The sequence below is a fragment of the Peribacillus muralis genome, from assembly GCF_001645685.2.
Taxonomy (GTDB): domain Bacteria; phylum Bacillota; class Bacilli; order Bacillales; family DSM-1321; genus Peribacillus; species Peribacillus muralis_A.
The window spans coordinates 3,659,409-3,675,975 of the sequence record NZ_CP017080.1 but is presented as its reverse complement, the minus strand read 5'-3'; the positions used below and the strand labels follow the sequence as shown (position 1 = coordinate 3,675,975).

Genomic DNA, 16,567 nt, shown 5'->3' with positions numbered 1-16,567 from the left:
TAATCATGAATTGCAACTGTGTTATTGCATGAAGCTATAAGGAGGAAAAAGTTTATGGGGAGTTCACCTGCTGACAAGAAGGAGAAAGTAAAAAGAAGGATATCGATTCGGGTAAAATGGCTATTATTCATTTGTGTATCTGTTTTTCTTGCTATAATCGTTGCCGTTTCGATAATGGGGGTGAAGGTGACTTCCATTTTTAAAGAAGATAGTATATCCCTCAATAAAAGCTCGGCACAAAATGCCGCGGCACAAATCAATCTGAGCATGGCTACATATGAAAATTCGCTGGAACAATTATCTCAGTTAATCTCCAACCAGGTAAGCAGTGGTGATTCAATAAAGGATGTCATTAAGACAATTGAAGCATTCCAGAAAAATAATGAGGATTTAATTTCGGTTTATTATATGGATGGGAAAGACGGTTCCTTGAATGCGTCACCCAAAATGGAGTTCAATCAGGACGCCAGGGAAACAAAAACCTATACGCAGCTGACGGAAAGGCCCGAAACGAAATGGATGGACGTATATAAGGATACGACTTCAGGAACGATCATGACTTCTGTTGTCACACCGGTTTTAGTGAACGGAAAAATGGCAGGAGCTCTTGGCTATGATATCGACCTGTCGACGATCGGAAAAATGAGGTCCAATATTGAAAAGGATTCGACTAGCAGTCTGGTGATTTTGGATTCACAAGGCTTTATCGTAAGTTCCTTCATGAAGGATATGGACGGGAAGAATATGAATCCTGAAAAAAGCGGCCTGGAAGAAGGCGTGAAGGATTTCATTACGGACACAGACAGCTTCGATTCGGAGTTCAAGTGGGTGGCCGACCTGTATAATGGAGAAACGGTGGCCAATCAATCCTTGACGCTGGGAGATGAGGATTATACAGGTGAAGTGAGTGCGGTAGCCGGTGTGAACTGGAAAGTATTGGCGCTCACACCAGACGAAATCCTCCAATCCAAGCTTGCTGATATTAAAGGAATCGTCTTGATATCGATTCTAATAGGTCTCTTATTCGGGACGATATGTGCCCTATATCTTGCAGGAAAGTTAACGAAAATCATGGCTGACTTTAAAAAGGTCATAGAAAAGACGGCAAATGGAGATTTAGTAACCGAATTTGCGATTAACTCGAATGACGAGATTGGGGATTTGAGCAAAAGCTATAACTCCATGCTCGGGAAATTAAGGAAATTGGTTGCCAATGTGAACAGTAACGCCGAATCGGTGACGAATGCCAATGCCGGACTAAGCCAAATAGCTGCAGAAAACAGCTCGGCGATTACGGATGTTTCACGCGCGATAGACGAGATTGCATCGGGCGCGTCCAATCAATCGGAACAAGTGGAGCATGGAGCGAGCACGATCGGTGTTTTAAGTGATGAAATCGATGGATTGTCCAAGCAATCCAGGGAGACCCAATCGGTATTGGAGCTTGCTTCGGAAAAAATTGAATCAGGGAAACAACAGGTCAGCGGACTGGAAACCTCTTATCAAAAATTGGAGCTGGCGTTTACGGCGGTCACCGATATGAGTTTGAGACTTGTGGAAAAATCGAAAACCATTTCCGATGTGACGAATGCCATTTCGAAAATATCGGAGCAAACCAATTTGTTATCATTGAATGCGTCGATAGAGGCGGCACGGGCAGGTGAGTCCGGCAAAGGTTTTGCTGTAGTGGCCAATGAAGTACGGAGCTTGGCGGATGATTCCAAAGAAGCTACCAAAAACATTCAGGTCATCATCCAGAGCATTCTGTCCGATACGGAGGAACTGTTAAGGACGACGAATGAAACGAATCAAATCAGCAAGAATCAGAAAAATGCCGTAATCACGGTAAGTGAAGCGATGAGAGAGCTGGAGGATTCGATTGGGAGGATATCCACTTCGATCCAGGAAGAAACACGATCGATTGAAAGCATCAACCAACAAAAAGAAACGGTCGTGCAAATGATAGAAGAAATCACCGCTGTTTCCCAGCAAACGACGGCATCATCAGAAGAAATTGCATCATCGATGGAGGAGCAAGCTGCCTCATCCAATGAACTTGCTCAATATACCCGTCAGCTAACACAATTAATAAATGATTTGGAGACTACGCTTGGAGAATTCCAAATAAATAAGTAGAGTCACGGAAAAGGCAAAAGGGGAGACCGCTTAATGGTTTTCCCTTTTTGGCATGCGTACCAACAGCTCTGGTCATCTCTCCTAAACGGACATTTCCACTAAAAGGACAAAGGTACAATTTAATATGCCTGGTCAGCACCCCATTCCTTTTCCTTAAAGAGGAATATACATATAGGAATTGGACAAGTAGGGTCCAATGGCTCAAGGCCCAAAGGAGAGAACAGCATGCATTTCGAAATTGGAATGGCTATTTTTGTGTTCGTCATGACAATGATCGTCATATTATGGAGGCCGGGAGGTATAAATGAAGCATGGCCAGCTTCAATCGGTGCAGCGGTGATTTTACTATCCGGCACGGTATCCCATGGCGACATTTTGGATATCCTCAGTAAAATTGGCGGGGCATCGATCACCATCATGGCAACGATCGTGATGGCTGTCATTCTGGAAAGCTTCGGCTTTTTTCACTGGGCGGCTGCAAGGCTCGCCATCCTTGCGAGAGGCTCGGGTCATCGCCTATATTGGTACATTCAATTATTATGCTTTTTAATGACTCTGCTATTCAATAATGATGGAAGCATCTTGATCACAACGCCCATATTGATCTTGCTCCTGAAAAATCTCAGGCTTAAGCCGCACCAAGCGGTTCCCTATCTTTTGAGCGGAGCATTGATTGCAACTGCTTCGAGTGCCCCGATTGGTGTGAGTAACATTGTTAATTTAATCGCTTTGCAAATTGTGCATATGACGCTTTATATGCATACAGCCATGATGTTCGTACCTGCTACCATGGGGCTGCTTTTCATGTCATGCTTGATGTTCCTGGTGGTCAGGAAAAAATTGCCCAAGAAATTGCCTGAGCTTTCATATGACATCGAGGAAAGCTTCTTCACGAGGAACTTTCACCCCTTAAAGGGGAAAATGACGGTTGAAACGAAACGGCAGCGAACAATATTCATGCTGAAAGTATTGCTGTATGTGTTTGTGATACGCTGTTTACTCTTCGTCGCATCTTACCTATCCATTCCCATTGAATGGGTTGCCGTCCTTGGCTCGTTGTCTTTGCTGGTTTGGAGATGGTATCACCTACGGACCCATCCTGTCGATATCCTAAAGAAAACTCCATGGCACATCCTGATATTCGCTTTCTCCATGTATGTCATCATTTATGGACTGCATAATGTAGGACTGACAACCCTCCTCATAAAGCTCTGTGAACCGATAGTGAACCAAGGATTATTGAGTGCCAGTTTTGTCATGGGCGGGTTGGTTTCGCTTTTATCAAACATCTTCAACAATCATCCAGCATTAATGATAGGCACGATTACGTTAACGGAGATGGGACTTGATCCAATCACCTTAAAAACCATCTATCTCGCAAATATAATCGGCAGTGACATGGGCTCGTTGTTGTTGCCGATCGGTACCCTCGCCTCTCTTATCTGGATGCATATCCTGAAGCGGAATAAAGTGAAAATAACATGGAAAGATTACTTAAGTGTATCCTTGATAGTCATACCACTGACTACAGTGGCGACACTGCTATTATTATATTTTTGGGTCCAAATGATCTTCAGTTAAATAACCCTCTAGGAGGAGATAGTAATGAGTGATGCAGGTGCATTGCTGGGTAAGCAAATCGATGTTCAGCTCTCGGGGAAAAAAACGTTCAAAGGAATATTAACTGATCTGGGCATGGATATACTCGTGCTTTTTAATGGAGAGCGGTTTCTATATTTTCCGATGCTGCAGGTCCATCGATTGAATCTGAGTAAAGAAATAGATAGTGAGATTGCATATCCCTCCGATCCACCGATGATGGAGGACATGGGCTCGATTTCCTATCGAAAAACCTTAATGAATGCAAAAGGGGTTTATTCGGAGATCCACGTTGCGGGCCACATTCCGCTGCACGGTTATATCACTAATGTTTTCAATGACTACTTTGCGTTCTACTCCCCTGTATACAAAACGATGTATATATCACTGCATCACCTTAAATGGCTTTCCCCTTATGCTCAACATGCCATCCCTTACTCCCTCAGTAAAGAATGCTTTCCGGTCAATCCTTCAGCCGTACCAATGGTGCGCTCCTTGGAAGAACAATTAAAGAAAAATGCAGGAAAGCTTGTGGTCCTTGATGGGGGGGGAGACCCGATGAAAATAGGGTTATTGAAAACGGCAGTGAATAACTTGGTCGAGTTAACGACAGCAAGCGGCGAGCAGGTGTTTTTGAAGCTTGCCCATATTAAAAGCGTGTACATGCCTTAAAATCAGCAATCGAGTGGGAGAGCCATATGGCTTTCCCCCTTTTACATTACATTAATTGCGCAAATCCAATTCGGCTTCCCCTGACTTCATCAGTCCGGCATCCTGCCCAAAAACAAATCAGGTGAAACGTATTTTCAGAAGATTAATAGGCTAAAAGATTCATGTTATTGACCGATATTAGAGGTGTGAATAAGCATTAAGGTGTATGATTCTTAATTTGATAGGTAATAAGGTTCATTGGGGATTACTGGATTTTGTTCGTGAAGGAGGGGATAATTTGTTAAAACAGACAGTAAGCAGCGGGGTACTTATAGGCGTAATGCTCGTTGGTTTCATTTTTTTCCCTGGCTTGATGGCGGAGGCGGCAGATCGGGTTCATACTGTAGCTTCTAGCGAAACGGTAGATTCGGTTGCAAGGGACTATCATATATCCGCGGAGCAATTAATGGCAACGAATGGGCTGCCAGATAACAAGCTATATGCCGGCCAGAAGTTGACGATCATCCGGACGGCCTACACGCCTGCCGCCTACCAGTGGTCGGAGAGAGGGAAAAGGATTGCCAACTATGCGAAAACTTTTTTGGGATTTAAAAAAGTGGCCGGAGAAGAGACGCCTGTAAAGGGCTTTGACTCCAGCGGATTGATTCATTGGGTGCTTTCGGCGCAAAAGGTTCCGATCGACCGTTTGACGGTGGACGGTTTTTATAAGCAAGGGATGGATACATCGACTCCGAAAGCAGGAGATCTTATTTTCTTTCTTGAAAAAGAAAGTTTGAAGGTCGTGACTGCTGGGATCTATCTCGGCAAGAACCAGTTCGTTCAGTCCGGATACGGGGCAGAAACGGTCCAGGTAAGATCGAGTACGGAAAATTATTTTGCAAAATATAAACTGGCCTATAAAACGTATACCCCAAAAGGTGAGCATATCGTCCAAAGCGGGGAAACGCTTAAAGGGATATCGGACAATTACGGCGTGTCCGTCAATACGATCAACAATCGCAATGCACTCCCTGCTGGCGAACTGATAAAAGGACAGTATCTTCAAATTTACAGCAATCCTCTATTTCCGTTTTACGTAAATCGGGAGGCTGCTTATGATAAAGCTGAGAAAGTCATTAAGTATGCCTACACTTTACGTGGCTTCACCTATGCATTTGGGGAAGATGATCCCCGAATCGGAATGGATTGCAGTGGATTCATCTACTGGGTCATGAAGGAGCAGGGCCTTTCAGTAAAGCGCGGTTCAGCGGAGGAATACTTCTCCTTACTACCGAAAATCGATAATCCAAAAACAGGGGATTTAGTGTTTTTTAGAGATACCGGGGCAAGGCTGGGCGTAACTCACGTCGGCATTTACCTGGGGGCAGGACGCTTCCTCCATACAACCGAAAATGCCGGCGTTCATATTTCCAATCTTTCATCAGGGTATTTTGCCGTGAAGTTCGAAAGCTTTGGTCAAGCCGAAAACCTTATCTACTAAACATGAACCTTTTCACCTGATAAACCGTTTATAAGTGAGCACCCCTTTTTCAAGCGCGTGAACGAAGCGGTGAAAGCGGTCCAAGCGATTGATTCTGTTCTTTCTGCTAAAGTCATCACCTTTGAACATACTTTTCCTAAGCTTGGTGGAAAGCTCCAATTGAACGCCTGCACCCATTTTGCAGGTGTTGGCGATATTGCTAACATTCATGCCCAAAAGGTGCGTTGGCGCGTCATATGCCTGAAATCCAGCTTCTTTCAGGGAATGTCGGATCACGTTTTTGAAGGTTTCATTACGTCCTCCGATGTAAACAATTGAAGCCTGTTCGTTGCGGTGTCCATGAATGGTAAGTGTGGTCTGTGCGTTGGCCGCCATGGCGAGCCCGCTCGGTTCATTGAACAAGCTGGATTTTATATGAAGAATCTGGTTGCCTCGAGGCTTCAGCCCTTCGAATAGATAGGTGCTCGCGCCCAGTCTTTCTCCTAGGGCGACGGCAATTTCACTGGTGCCTGGTTCGATATTTCCCCCATGGATGGCAAGAACGGCAATGGCGGGATTCCTGTGATGCGAAATGATGCGGAAATCGAAGAGTTCTTGTTCATTTTTTGTAAGCTCGGCAAAATTAGTGTAGCTGGCTGAAGTCATGTTCATCCTCCGGTATTGGTCATTTCATTGATAATACCCGTTGCGGGCAAAAACAAAAGGATTAAATCCGGTGCAATACCGGACTCAATCCTTCGTAGCAGCGTATCTAGCTTTCGGGTTCAAAGCCCCGCCTTTTCATGTTTGACCGTTGTATGTTGTTCGATTTTCTTTTGCTCGTCATGTGTTAAAGTTTCCGTCCGTTTGAACGTATTCATCGTCACAAGCAGGGCTGCAATGAGAAAAACAGGTATGAGCCAGCTTGTTATTTTTTTTGCGATATTCATAGTCTCGTCTCCCTATATTCACTACATTCATATGATGGTCAAAGGACGGCCTGGACTGGACTTTATTGATGCGCCTTCCAGCTTCCGTTCCTTCGCTTGTCCCCAGCTCCCGTTAATCGTCCGGTGTTTTCGTCTCTCAGGAGAACTTGTACTCCGCCGTAATACATCGGGTCCGTATCATGAATGACTTTGTATCCGGAATCTTCCAAATCCGATATCGTTTCATTTGGTAATTTTGTTTCTGTATGAATTTTCCTTCCGTCAAACACGAACCGATTACGGTCGATGATATCCTGGAAAGAGCCTTCTTTTTCCGCATATGAGTATAGGACCTGCATCAATACTTGGGGAATCCTATCTCCGCCGGGTAAGCCGATCCCAATCGATTCCTGCCCTGGTTTTTTGAGAATGGTCGGTGACGTGAACGTTCTGGACCGTTTATAAGCCTCTTGATCATTCAAGTCGGAGCCGAAGTTTTTCAGTTGATTATTCAGGAAAAAACCATTCGTATAGTCACCAGATCCAAAAAAGTTACTAAGCGTATTTGTGGTAGAAACGATCGTGCCATACTTATCCATGATCACAAAATGTGTGGTGCTTTCATGTTCTTCCGATTCATCGGATTCCTTATAATCCCAGCTGTCATTTTTGATTTTATGTGTAAGATTGGTCAAGTGGATGGGGGAGAGCAGCTGTTCAGCTTTAGCTGGACTGGTTCCATCCCCGATATGGTTGACCCGATCCCCGTAAGCGGTATTGGTGATGGCCCCGAGCACTTTCATATAAGCAGATTTGCTTTTTATATCGCCAAGGTTCGCTTCTTCGGCAAGTCTCAACATTTCAAGAACGGTTATGCCGGAAAAGGGGGGAGGGGCCGTCCACACGTCATAACCTGCAAATGTTCCCTGGACAGGCTTCCGTTCTTTCACTTCATAACGCTTTAAATCCATCAAGTCGACGTCTGTTTCTTTTTTTATATCCCGGGCGATATCTCCTTTATAGAAACCATCAGGGCCTTGTTGCTGAATTTTCTTCAATGTATCGGCAAGCTTTTCCTGCCTTAGCGTTTCGCCTTGTTCCAGAGCATCACCATCCGGGTAAAACAGTGAAGTTTCATCGGATGAAAGCCTTGGTTCGGCTTCGGCCAGGCGTGCAGCTAACATTTCATTCACTTTAAACCCATCCTGTGCCAAATCAACAGCCGGCTGGATGAGATCCTCCATTGGTACGCTTCCATACTTATCGTGGACAACCTGCATGCCGGCCACTAAACCGGGTATTCCCGTTTGGTGTCTTGAACTTGGGTCTTCCGGAGAGGATTCCCGATAATCGATGAAATTCGGTTTGCCTGACTTAGGGGCGATCAGCATGCCGCCTCCGCCGCCTATACCAGATCCATAGGGTTCGGTTACCCCCAATGCATAGGACACCGCAATGGCGGCATCTGCCGCCGTACCGCCGTTATTCAATATCTTCATCCCGACATCGATTGCTATCGGGCTGGAAGAGCTGACTCCATATGATTTATGATCGATCGGTTCATTCGTGTCAGAAAGAGGGGGCGACTTCGAGCATCCTGCTATATATATGAGCAGGCAAAGGGAAAGGAGCACTTTTTTTGTCATATGGTTAATCATCGGCGGATCCCCCTTTTTCGGTGAGTATCTAAGTTGTATGTCTCTCTTGTTCACGTCGTAGTCAATCGTTCGTTATTGCATGGGCTGTATGTTCTATTGTTTGGTAGCTGCTGCTCGTTTCTCTTGTGCAGCTTTTTTTGCTTCCGCCGCTTTTTCTTCTTGTTCACGCTGTGTTTTATGGTCGATGACCTTTTTGTGGTTCATGTTGATTTCGATATGATCCGCTTTTTTCGACCACTGGACGTTTTTACCCGTTTCCTTCGTCAGCTGTCGGTAAACACGGGATTGGTCCGCTTTCGAAGTGGCTGGCCTTGGTGTTGCCTCCTCAATTTGCAGGGGAACGACATCGATCGATGCTTTTCCGTCCTCCGCCAAATGATATTGGACCATGGCAGAATCCTTTGTACGTGTCCAGCCTTGATCGAATATGAAGTTACCTAAACTATAGAAAATGATCCCGTCCTTATAAACGTCAAACGATTGCAGGACATGGGGATGATGCCCGATGATGATGTCAGCACCCGCGTCGATGACCGCTTTAGCCAAGTCTTTTTGGCGCAAGGTTGCGGATGTGGAATATTCCTGACCCCAATGCATATTCACTACAACCAGATCTGCATTGCCTTGCTTGGCATCCTTTGCTTTTCCGATCATTTCAAATAATAAATCAGGGTTTGAATTCAAAATCCCAGCTTGAGTATCGGTCGGTACCGCGTCCTTGCCATAAACATCGGTGAACCCAAGAGTTGCCACCCGAACGCCGTTAACATCTGCATAGTCGATGCTGGCTTTAGCCTCGGCAGTGTTTTTCCCAGCACCTACATAGTTCATATCCGTACGTTTGAATTCATCAATCGTGTCGAGCAATCCTTGCTCCTCAAAGTCCATCATATGGTTATTGGCAAGGGTCATGACAGAAAAACCTGCATCCTTAACCGCCTTGACTCCGCTTTTGTTGGAGTTTAACCGGATGGCTGTATCGGCTTCCTTATAGCTCGAGGCATCATCTTTCAATGCCGGGTGTTCATAATTGCCGCTGACATAGTCCGAATCGGCAAAATAAGGCTTCATGTATCGGAACAGGTAGTCATACCCATGTTTTTCCGTCACCTCCTCCACATAACGCCCCATCATCACATCACCGACCATTGTCATCGTCGATGGCTGATCAGATTTGGGAGGGACTGTTTTCACTTCCTCGGCCCGTCCCATCCACGTGGTGATGACTAGGGCGATCAGTAAGATAGGTAGAATGATTCCAGCGTACTTAAGATTGTTTTTCTTTGTCCGTTTAATAAAAATAAGTGTTTTTTCTTTAGCGTTTAAAGTCCGTTTCATTTTATGCACCTCAGAATAGGTAATACACGTTCATTAAACCGAAAGTTAAACCGGATAATAAAAGCGTGCTGCCAAGCGTTAATGGCATTCCTTGTCTTTGAATGGTATTCGCGATCAAACCAGGTACGATTATCCCGATTCCCCGAAACTCGAATATTTCGAATGGCATGACGGGATAGACGAAGTCCAATATGAGCTTCAAGCAAATCCCGGTCACCATCATGGCTGCGAATTTTCTTCTTCCGTAAAGTATCACCCATCTCGAAAGGCCATGAGTGACGATCAAATAAGTTACGACACTAATGATCATGATGACCAGCATGATCTCCCATTGGTCAAATACGAGTGCCAAATAACCTGGCACAATAAGTCCTGCGGGCACGACACCCGTTTTTTCTGAAAAGATAAGGCTAAGTGTTACTCCCAATACTAAGGCTACATATAAATCCGATCCAAACATTAAGGTTCCTCCTACTTAACTCGCTTTTTGCTTTGTTTTAGATTTCATGAATGCTTCAATTAATGGCTCCGCTGCACCATGTATGTTACCGACACCGTATACGACGCGATTTTTCATGGCTGGGCCGAGGCGGGCAACGATTTCTTCCGTCGACCAGTTTTCTAGATCCCAATACTCATTGGTATCCAAGTTACCTTGTTCGAATGCCCTGGTGATCGGTGAAGTCGTTTCCCCGATGGCAATGACGATTGTAGATTTTATGTAAGGCAATACATCTCTCGCAAACTGCTCGGTACGGTCCACGCGATCGGGACGGCAGTTCATGATGACGATAGGCGGTTCTGAGCTGTATCCGAACGTATTGACACGTTCCCAGATGTTCAAAGTCGATGATGCATCATTTGCAGCAAAGCCATTTACAAAGTAAGTTGGCTGGATTGAATTCCCGAACTTGGTGATTCGCATCGCACCTGGATCGGGATGTGCATGTAACATGCCGCGAAAGGCCGTTTTTTCATCGATGCCCAAAGCCTCGGCTACGGCTAAAGCAAGTGAGGCGTTATCGGGAAATACCATATAATCGAATTCGCGCAAGTAATCTTCCGAGATTCTTGAATTATCAGCGACAATCACCTTCGTGTTGCGTTCCTTGGCAATTTGTTTGAAAAAGTCCAAATACTCACTTTCAATCGTTATTAAATGACCATTATAGGGGATGGTAGCAGTGAATGCTTCGGCAACCTCGTCCAAAGTCGGACCCATGACATCCATGTGGTCCTCGAGTACATTCACGATGACCCCGATATTGGCTTGAATCATTTTATTTTGGAAGATTAGTTGATAATCAGGCTGAACGGCCATGCATTCACAAACTAGTGCTTCCGTGCCCAAATCAGCCACTTCCTTGACGACACGCCGCTGTTCACCAATGTTCGGTCCCTCCGGACGGCGCTTAATCGGTTTTTCTTTGTCCGTAAACCAATAAATCATCCTAGCAGAGGTTCCGGTCGTTTTTCCTACTGTTTTGTATTTAGCTTCCTGGATTACACCTGTAATCAGACGCGTTACAGTTGATTTTCCGCGGATCCCATTCACATTCACTCGTACGGGAATGGAGTCGAGACGCTTCTGATGGCGTATTTGTTCGACTATGCCATAGCCAAGCAAAAAGATCGCACATATAAGTATTGGAGCCATTTTTTACCCTCTCTTTTTTTGCATATTTGAATTACTGAATACACACTACATGATTTTAAACTTAATAGGCAAGGGTCAATTTTTTTATCGCAATATAGTTATTCTCGGTTTTTTCAAATAAATGTATATAGGAGTGTAATAGTATCTAATGGAATTTATTGTTTCATGAGCACAAAGATAGGGATGGAAACAGTGGAATGTCTTGATTTATTTACACTAAAATATGGCAGTTGTAATAGAAACACTATATTGAGAGAACAAATGTCAAATAATGAGTATTTGAACCCGATTCTTAATGACTATATTTATATAATTAATGTACTTTGAAAGTGACCTTTATTACAGGTGGATAATTGTTTTTACCCATGTATTTGCTGCTTGTGTAATATTAATTATTCGATTGTCATTCAATGTAAGAAAGTGCATCCATCGACTCAATTATTTAGACTCTTTTGAATATGGGTAAAGATGAGTAAAAGAACACAGCTCTTTTTTTATGATTATTCGCGCTTTTACACAAAAAATAGCGATTGTCATACCTCGTGCATGATTGCCTAAAACATGAAATGCGCTAAAGTTAATCCAATTTTTTTAAAAAATGCCTAGTTTCTTCTATTAATATAGTGTTAATAGAAGAAACAAAAAAAGCCCAGAAATGATTCCTGGGCTTTCGTTTATATATTGTATTTAACTGGAGCTGTCAGAGTACGTCATTCACAAATGATTTTTTAGGAAAGGGGGTCAACTGGATTTCTTTCGATCGGAAATCTCGTGATCGGCGCCTTTTTTACCACCTTCAATAACATAAAGCATAGGAGCTAATCTCCTTTTTACTCCGGTTTCAGGATTGAGTTTCATATAGCTTTCGTATTCTTTGCGAAAGAATTCGTCGGTTTCCCGTTCCAGCGCTTTCCTTTTGTTAAACTCTGCTATGAATTTAAATAGATGCTTCATATGAATTCCTCCTTGTGGGGTTAAAAGGTCTTGGTTTAATAGTAACACAAAACTGGTGAGAATTAACCTTATTTTACAATTTTGGAGAAAAAGATAGATTTATATGGTAATAAAGTCTTGGAGGTGGTCGTTGTGTAAGAAATCGTGATATTGAATTGCTCAATACATATACCTAGGTTTTGTAATGGGTAGAATATTCCTTGAGGTATATTCATTATACACTAAATATTCTGATAATGCTTACCTTCTATTTATTCCCCGGATCGGAAGAGATGAAACAATTCGATTGTCGAGGAAAAAATGAAAATTCCTGCCTGGAAATGGCAGGAATTTGCTAAAGTCATAATTGGAACTTCTTTACCTGTTCAGTCAGTTGCACAGCGGATGATGCGAGCTCGCCGGCATGATTAGTGATTTCATCCATGGCCGAGCTGGATTGCTGAGCCGATGCGGAGACCTGCTCGATTCCTGCTGCGGATTCTTCGGAGACGGCTGCGATGTCTTCAATGGCCGTATTGATGTTTCTACTATTAGTAGAGATGTAGGTCAGTTCGTCTGTAATATGTTGGATTTTCGTACCCATATCCTCGACTGAGCGATTGATCGTTTCAAAGGTTTGACCGGTAAGGGTGATTTGTTTCGTGCCCTCATCGACCTGGCGATACCCGTCTTCTAAGGATCGGACGACGTTTTTTGAACCAGTTTGTATCGTGCCTGCAATTTCGGTAATATCCCCTACGGAATGTGTGACCTCTTCAGCGAGTTTTCGGACTTCATCCGCGACGACGGCAAATCCCTTGCCATGTTCGCCGGCACGGGCAGCTTCTATGGCGGCATTCAATGCCAATAAGTTGGTTTGGTTGGAAATGTCCTTGATGACCTGAACGAGCTGCGAGATTTGCTGTGATTGGGAATCCAGCCCTTTCACCTGCTCGACGGCATTTTTGACGATGGTATCGATCGTATTCATTTGCTGCACGGAGCTGCGCATCAGAATGCTTCCTTCCTTCGTAAGGGAAAGGATTTCGTTTGAACTCATGAATACCGCGCCGCCAGCATGATGGGCCTGTTCGATTTTGCTGGTGAAATCCTCCATCATGCGAACCATTTCCGTTGCCCGGTTGGCTTGCGAGTCCGAGCCCTCCGAAAGTTCATGCATCGTGGTCGCTATCTGCCTGCTGCCCTGTTGCCCTTCATGAGCTGATTGGGTCAGGTCTTGGCTTTGGGTGGATACGGATTCGGATACATCCAGCATTTTTTCGATCGTTTCACGCAGGTTATTCTGCATTTGATTGGCAGATTCCGTTAATTCGCCGATTTCATCATTTGATTTGCGTTCCAGCGGCTCGTGGTTTAACTCTCCAGCTGCCACCAATTTCATCCTATCCCTGATTTTAAGAAGGGGGACGGTAATGAGGTGGGCCGTGACGACCGCGAGCAGCACGCCAATGATGACGACGGCAATGGATATGATGATACTTGTCGTCTTGACTGACTTCGCACTGGCCATGACGGTTTCGCCTGAAGCTTCGATCAATTCCTCTTGTTCCGAAGCAAGACCCTTAAAGCCTTCCATTACCTCATTGCTTATCGGCGCCACTTCGTTTTTAAGGATTTCTTTTGCACGTTCTTCATTTCCTTTTTCATATTGTGGGAACACCCGATCGACAATCATCGTTTTCCAATCCACGCTTTTCTCGATCAGATCCTTCGCTTTTTCCGAGTCGTTTAAGGTCAAGAGATTGTCCTGGATGTTTTGGCTATCTTCGGTATATTGTAAGAACTTGTCTTTATAGCTTTCGTCGCCGTATAAAATATAAGCTCTTGCGAACGCCGTCCTTTGCGAGAGATTATTCAGCAGCTTTTCGTTCTCGATCAGAAGGGGCAGCTCCCTTTCAATGATATCCTGCGAATGTACAAGTGACTTGTTGCTGCTATAAATATTGAATGCTCCTAAGATGATACATAATGATATGATGAGTGAAAATGACACCAATATCTTTCCTCTAATGCTTCTCAAATGAATGGACCCCTTTATCAATAAGTTTGTTCACTTATTTATCGGAAAATAATGAAATATGTTAATTGGATCGTATGAAATGGTCCAGTTGCTCCATTTATAAACATCTTGATTTCTTCCCGTTTTCAAGTTACGATTAATTAGGAAAAATAGCATATTCCGCATTATGGCGGAAGAGGTTCTAGCTACCCTCTCAAAAAAACTAAGGAGAAACAGTACTCTATTCTTAGGGTGCTGTTTTTTTCCGTAAAAAGGAGTTTTATAGAAATGAACAAGAAAGAAAAGGCAGTGGTTGTATTTAGCGGAGGGCAGGACAGTACGACATGTCTGTTTTGGGCAATGGAAAGATTCGAGGAAGTGGAGGCGGTGACGTTCGATTATAATCAGCGGCACAGCTTGGAAATCGAATGCGCCCAACAGATCGCCAAGGAGCTGGGCATCAACCATCATATCCTTGACATGTCGCTGCTGAACCAGCTGGCGCCCAATGCGCTGACGAGAAGTGACATTGCAGTGGAGGACGGTGAAGACGGCGAATTGCCATCAACGTTCGTCCCTGGGAGGAACTTGCTGTTCCTTTCATTTGCCGGGGTGCTTGCCAGCCAGATTGGGGCTAAACATATTGTCACAGGTGTCTGTGAAACGGATTTCAGCGGTTATCCGGACTGTCGAGATGTATTCGTTAAATCGATGAACGTAACCTTGAACTTGTCGATGGACCAGTCATTCGTAATTGATACGCCGCTTATGTGGCTGAATAAAGAAGAAACGTGGGAGCTTGCAGATCAGCTTGGCGCGTTTGAATTCGTCCGTGACAAGACGCTTACTTGCTATAATGGCGTCATATCTGACGGCTGTGGAGAATGTCCTGCCTGTAAGCTGCGCCAAAAAGGACTGGACGACTATGTAAGCAGACGGGGGGACCTCTCATGATGTATGGCTTTACAATCGTCGATAAGCTTCAAAAAATAGATGAAGATATACAGCGCAGCCAGCTGAACTATACAAAGAAACGGGTATTGGTCAGCAAGGAATTCACTTTTGACGCAGCACACCATCTGCACGACTATGAGGGGAAATGCAAGAATCTTCATGGTCACACATATAAGGTCATCTTTGGAGTGAGCGGATACACGGATTCACGAGGTTTGATGATGGATTTCGGTGATATGAAGGAAATATGGAAAAATGAGATTGAAATCCACCTCGATCACCGTTATTTGAACGAAACGCTGCCGCCCATGAATACAACAGCTGAAAATATGGTTGTCTGGATATATGAAAAAATGGCCGAAGCCCTTTCGTTAAAGGATTATCAGGGGGCAAGAGTCGAATTTGTCCGCCTCTATGAAACACCGACCAGTTATGCTGAGGCCAGACGGGAGTGGATGGAAAGTGAGTAAGCTTCCGGTAATGGAAATCTTCGGCCCGACCATCCAAGGTGAGGGAATGGTCATTGGTCAAAAGACGATGTTCGTCCGGACTGCTGGCTGCGATTATTCCTGTTCTTGGTGTGATTCAGCCTTTACCTGGGATGGATCAGGGAAGGAAGATACCGTCCAAATGACCGCAGAAGAAATTTGGGATGAGCTGAAGCGAATTGGTGGTTCGGCTTTTTCCTTCGTGACCATATCTGGAGGGAATCCTGCACTTTTGAAAAATCTAAACGGTTTGATCGCCTTGCTGCACGAGCATGAAATGAAAATCGGTGTCGAAACACAAGGCAGCCGTTGGCAGGATTGGTTTCTCGATATTGATGAATTGACTTTATCACCTAAGCCCCCGAGCTCCGGAATGAACACGGATTTTACGGTGCTCGATCGAATCATGGAGAACCTTGCCGACGGAAACCCTAACAATCATGTTTCATTGAAAATCGTCGTCTTTAATGAAGAAGATTACCAGTATGCCAAACGTATACATGGAAGGTACCCTGGCATTCCTTTTTATCTGCAGGTCGGCAATGACGACAGCAGGACGGCTGATGATCAGCAATTGATAGGCCGATTATTGAAAAAATATGAAGAGCTGATCGATAAAGTGATAGCCGATGATGAATTGAATGACGTGAAGGTTCTGCCGCAGCTGCATACCTATATATGGGGCAACAAGCGGGGCGTGTAAAGAAGAGGAGGCAGTGTGAAG

15 protein-coding genes and 1 riboswitch are annotated in these 16,567 nt (G+C 44.4%); of the genes, 7 read left to right on the top strand and 8 right to left on the bottom strand.

Going from position 1 to position 16,567, the window contains the following annotated elements:
* The first annotated feature begins 54 nt into the window (after positions 1 to 54).
* The 4 genes from ABE28_RS17865 to ABE28_RS17850 all read left to right on the top strand — a co-directional run bounded on the left by ABE28_RS17865 (position 55) and on the right by ABE28_RS17850 (position 5,887).
* Complete coding sequence (locus ABE28_RS17865) at positions 55 to 2,136, top strand: methyl-accepting chemotaxis protein (protein ID WP_064466128.1); 2,082 nt, start codon at positions 55 to 57, stop codon at positions 2,134 to 2,136.
* Positions 2,137 to 2,361: 225 nt separating this feature from the next.
* Positions 2,362 to 3,717: an arsenic transporter gene (locus ABE28_RS17860; protein ID WP_064466127.1), complete on the top strand. Its 1,356-nt coding sequence runs from the start codon at positions 2,362 to 2,364 to the stop codon at positions 3,715 to 3,717.
* A gap of 24 nt (positions 3,718 to 3,741) precedes the next feature.
* Positions 3,742 to 4,407: a hypothetical protein gene (locus ABE28_RS17855; RefSeq protein ID WP_064466126.1), complete on the top strand. Its 666-nt coding sequence runs from the start codon at positions 3,742 to 3,744 to the stop codon at positions 4,405 to 4,407.
* A 277-nt stretch (positions 4,408 to 4,684) separates the two neighbouring features.
* Positions 4,685 to 5,887, top strand: a complete 1,203-nt coding sequence (locus ABE28_RS17850) for a C40 family peptidase (RefSeq protein WP_064466125.1) — start codon at positions 4,685 to 4,687, stop codon at positions 5,885 to 5,887.
* 12 nt (positions 5,888 to 5,899) lie between these two features.
* On the opposite strand, the gene ABE28_RS17845 is transcribed toward ABE28_RS17850, so the two are convergent.
* From ABE28_RS17845 to ABE28_RS17815, 8 genes are all read right to left on the bottom strand, one after another.
* Positions 5,900 to 6,532, bottom strand: coding sequence for a poly-gamma-glutamate hydrolase family protein (locus ABE28_RS17845; RefSeq protein ID WP_257390619.1), 633 nt, complete (start codon positions 6,530 to 6,532; stop codon positions 5,900 to 5,902).
* 119 nt (positions 6,533 to 6,651) lie between these two features.
* The gene (locus tag ABE28_RS25175; protein ID WP_156775817.1) at positions 6,652 to 6,816 is read right to left on the bottom strand and encodes a CapE family protein; all 165 of its coding nucleotides are present in this window, start codon (positions 6,814 to 6,816) and stop codon (positions 6,652 to 6,654) included.
* Between the two features lie 62 nt (positions 6,817 to 6,878).
* The gene (locus ABE28_RS17840) at positions 6,879 to 8,453 is read right to left on the bottom strand and encodes a gamma-glutamyltransferase family protein (protein WP_064466123.1); all 1,575 of its coding nucleotides are present in this window, start codon (positions 8,451 to 8,453) and stop codon (positions 6,879 to 6,881) included.
* Positions 8,454 to 8,546: 93 nt separating this feature from the next.
* Entirely contained in the window at positions 8,547 to 9,791 is a 1,245-nt protein-coding gene (locus ABE28_RS17835; RefSeq protein WP_064466122.1) for a CapA family protein, read from the bottom strand.
* Between the two features lie 10 nt (positions 9,792 to 9,801).
* The gene (gene pgsC, locus ABE28_RS17830) at positions 9,802 to 10,251 is read right to left on the bottom strand and encodes a poly-gamma-glutamate biosynthesis protein PgsC (protein WP_064466121.1); all 450 of its coding nucleotides are present in this window, start codon (positions 10,249 to 10,251) and stop codon (positions 9,802 to 9,804) included.
* Between the two features lie 15 nt (positions 10,252 to 10,266).
* Entirely contained in the window at positions 10,267 to 11,448 is a 1,182-nt protein-coding gene (gene pgsB / locus ABE28_RS17825) for a poly-gamma-glutamate synthase PgsB (protein ID WP_064466120.1), read from the bottom strand.
* 741 nt (positions 11,449 to 12,189) lie between these two features.
* Positions 12,190 to 12,402, bottom strand: coding sequence for a hypothetical protein (locus ABE28_RS17820; protein ID WP_064466119.1), 213 nt, complete (start codon positions 12,400 to 12,402; stop codon positions 12,190 to 12,192).
* A gap of 340 nt (positions 12,403 to 12,742) precedes the next feature.
* Positions 12,743 to 14,422, bottom strand: coding sequence for a methyl-accepting chemotaxis protein (locus ABE28_RS17815; RefSeq protein WP_083232129.1), 1,680 nt, complete (start codon positions 14,420 to 14,422; stop codon positions 12,743 to 12,745).
* A gap of 169 nt (positions 14,423 to 14,591) precedes the next feature.
* Positions 14,592 to 14,634, top strand: a riboswitch (PreQ1 riboswitch).
* 55 nt (positions 14,635 to 14,689) lie between these two features.
* On the opposite strand from ABE28_RS17815, the gene queC reads away from it, so the two are divergent.
* Genes queC through queE form a run of 3 tightly spaced genes read left to right on the top strand, consistent with a single transcriptional unit; the run spans position 14,690 to position 16,546 of the window.
* Entirely contained in the window at positions 14,690 to 15,355 is a 666-nt protein-coding gene (queC, locus tag ABE28_RS17810; RefSeq protein ID WP_064466118.1) for a 7-cyano-7-deazaguanine synthase QueC, read from the top strand.
* Positions 15,355 to 15,825 (top strand): 6-carboxytetrahydropterin synthase QueD, encoded by a 471-nt coding sequence (queD, locus tag ABE28_RS17805; RefSeq protein WP_083232264.1) that lies wholly within the window; start codon positions 15,355 to 15,357, stop codon positions 15,823 to 15,825. Before queC ends, queD begins: the two co-directional genes overlap by 1 nt.
* Positions 15,818 to 16,546: a 7-carboxy-7-deazaguanine synthase QueE gene (gene queE, locus ABE28_RS17800; protein ID WP_064466116.1), complete on the top strand. Its 729-nt coding sequence runs from the start codon at positions 15,818 to 15,820 to the stop codon at positions 16,544 to 16,546. The genes queD and queE overlap by 8 nt, the downstream gene beginning before the upstream one ends.
* The last annotated feature ends 21 nt before the right edge of the window (positions 16,547 to 16,567 follow it).

Bases quoted from the DNA above. Each gene is read 5' to 3' on its own strand.
- ABE28_RS17865 (WP_064466128.1), top strand. From the start codon at position 55: ATGGGGAGTTCACCTGCTGACAAGAAGGAGAAAGTAAAAAGAAGGATA.
- ABE28_RS17860 (WP_064466127.1), top strand. From the start codon at position 2,362: ATGCATTTCGAAATTGGAATGGCTATTTTTGTGTTCGTCATGACAATG.
- ABE28_RS17855 (WP_064466126.1), top strand. From the start codon at position 3,742: ATGAGTGATGCAGGTGCATTGCTGGGTAAGCAAATCGATGTTCAGCTC.
- ABE28_RS17845 (WP_257390619.1), bottom strand. From the start codon at position 6,532: ATGACTTCAGCCAGCTACACTAATTTTGCCGAGCTTACAAAAAATGAA.
- ABE28_RS25175 (WP_156775817.1), bottom strand. From the start codon at position 6,816: ATGAATATCGCAAAAAAAATAACAAGCTGGCTCATACCTGTTTTTCTC.
- ABE28_RS17840 (WP_064466123.1), bottom strand. From the start codon at position 8,453: ATGATTAACCATATGACAAAAAAAGTGCTCCTTTCCCTTTGCCTGCTC.
- ABE28_RS17835 (WP_064466122.1), bottom strand. From the start codon at position 9,791: ATGAAACGGACTTTAAACGCTAAAGAAAAAACACTTATTTTTATTAAA.
- pgsC (WP_064466121.1), bottom strand. From the start codon at position 10,251: ATGTTTGGATCGGATTTATATGTAGCCTTAGTATTGGGAGTAACACTT.
- pgsB (WP_064466120.1), bottom strand. From the start codon at position 11,448: ATGGCTCCAATACTTATATGTGCGATCTTTTTGCTTGGCTATGGCATA.
- ABE28_RS17820 (WP_064466119.1), bottom strand. From the start codon at position 12,402: ATGAAGCATCTATTTAAATTCATAGCAGAGTTTAACAAAAGGAAAGCG.
- queC (WP_064466118.1), top strand. From the start codon at position 14,690: ATGAACAAGAAAGAAAAGGCAGTGGTTGTATTTAGCGGAGGGCAGGAC.
- queD (WP_083232264.1), top strand. From the start codon at position 15,355: ATGTATGGCTTTACAATCGTCGATAAGCTTCAAAAAATAGATGAAGAT.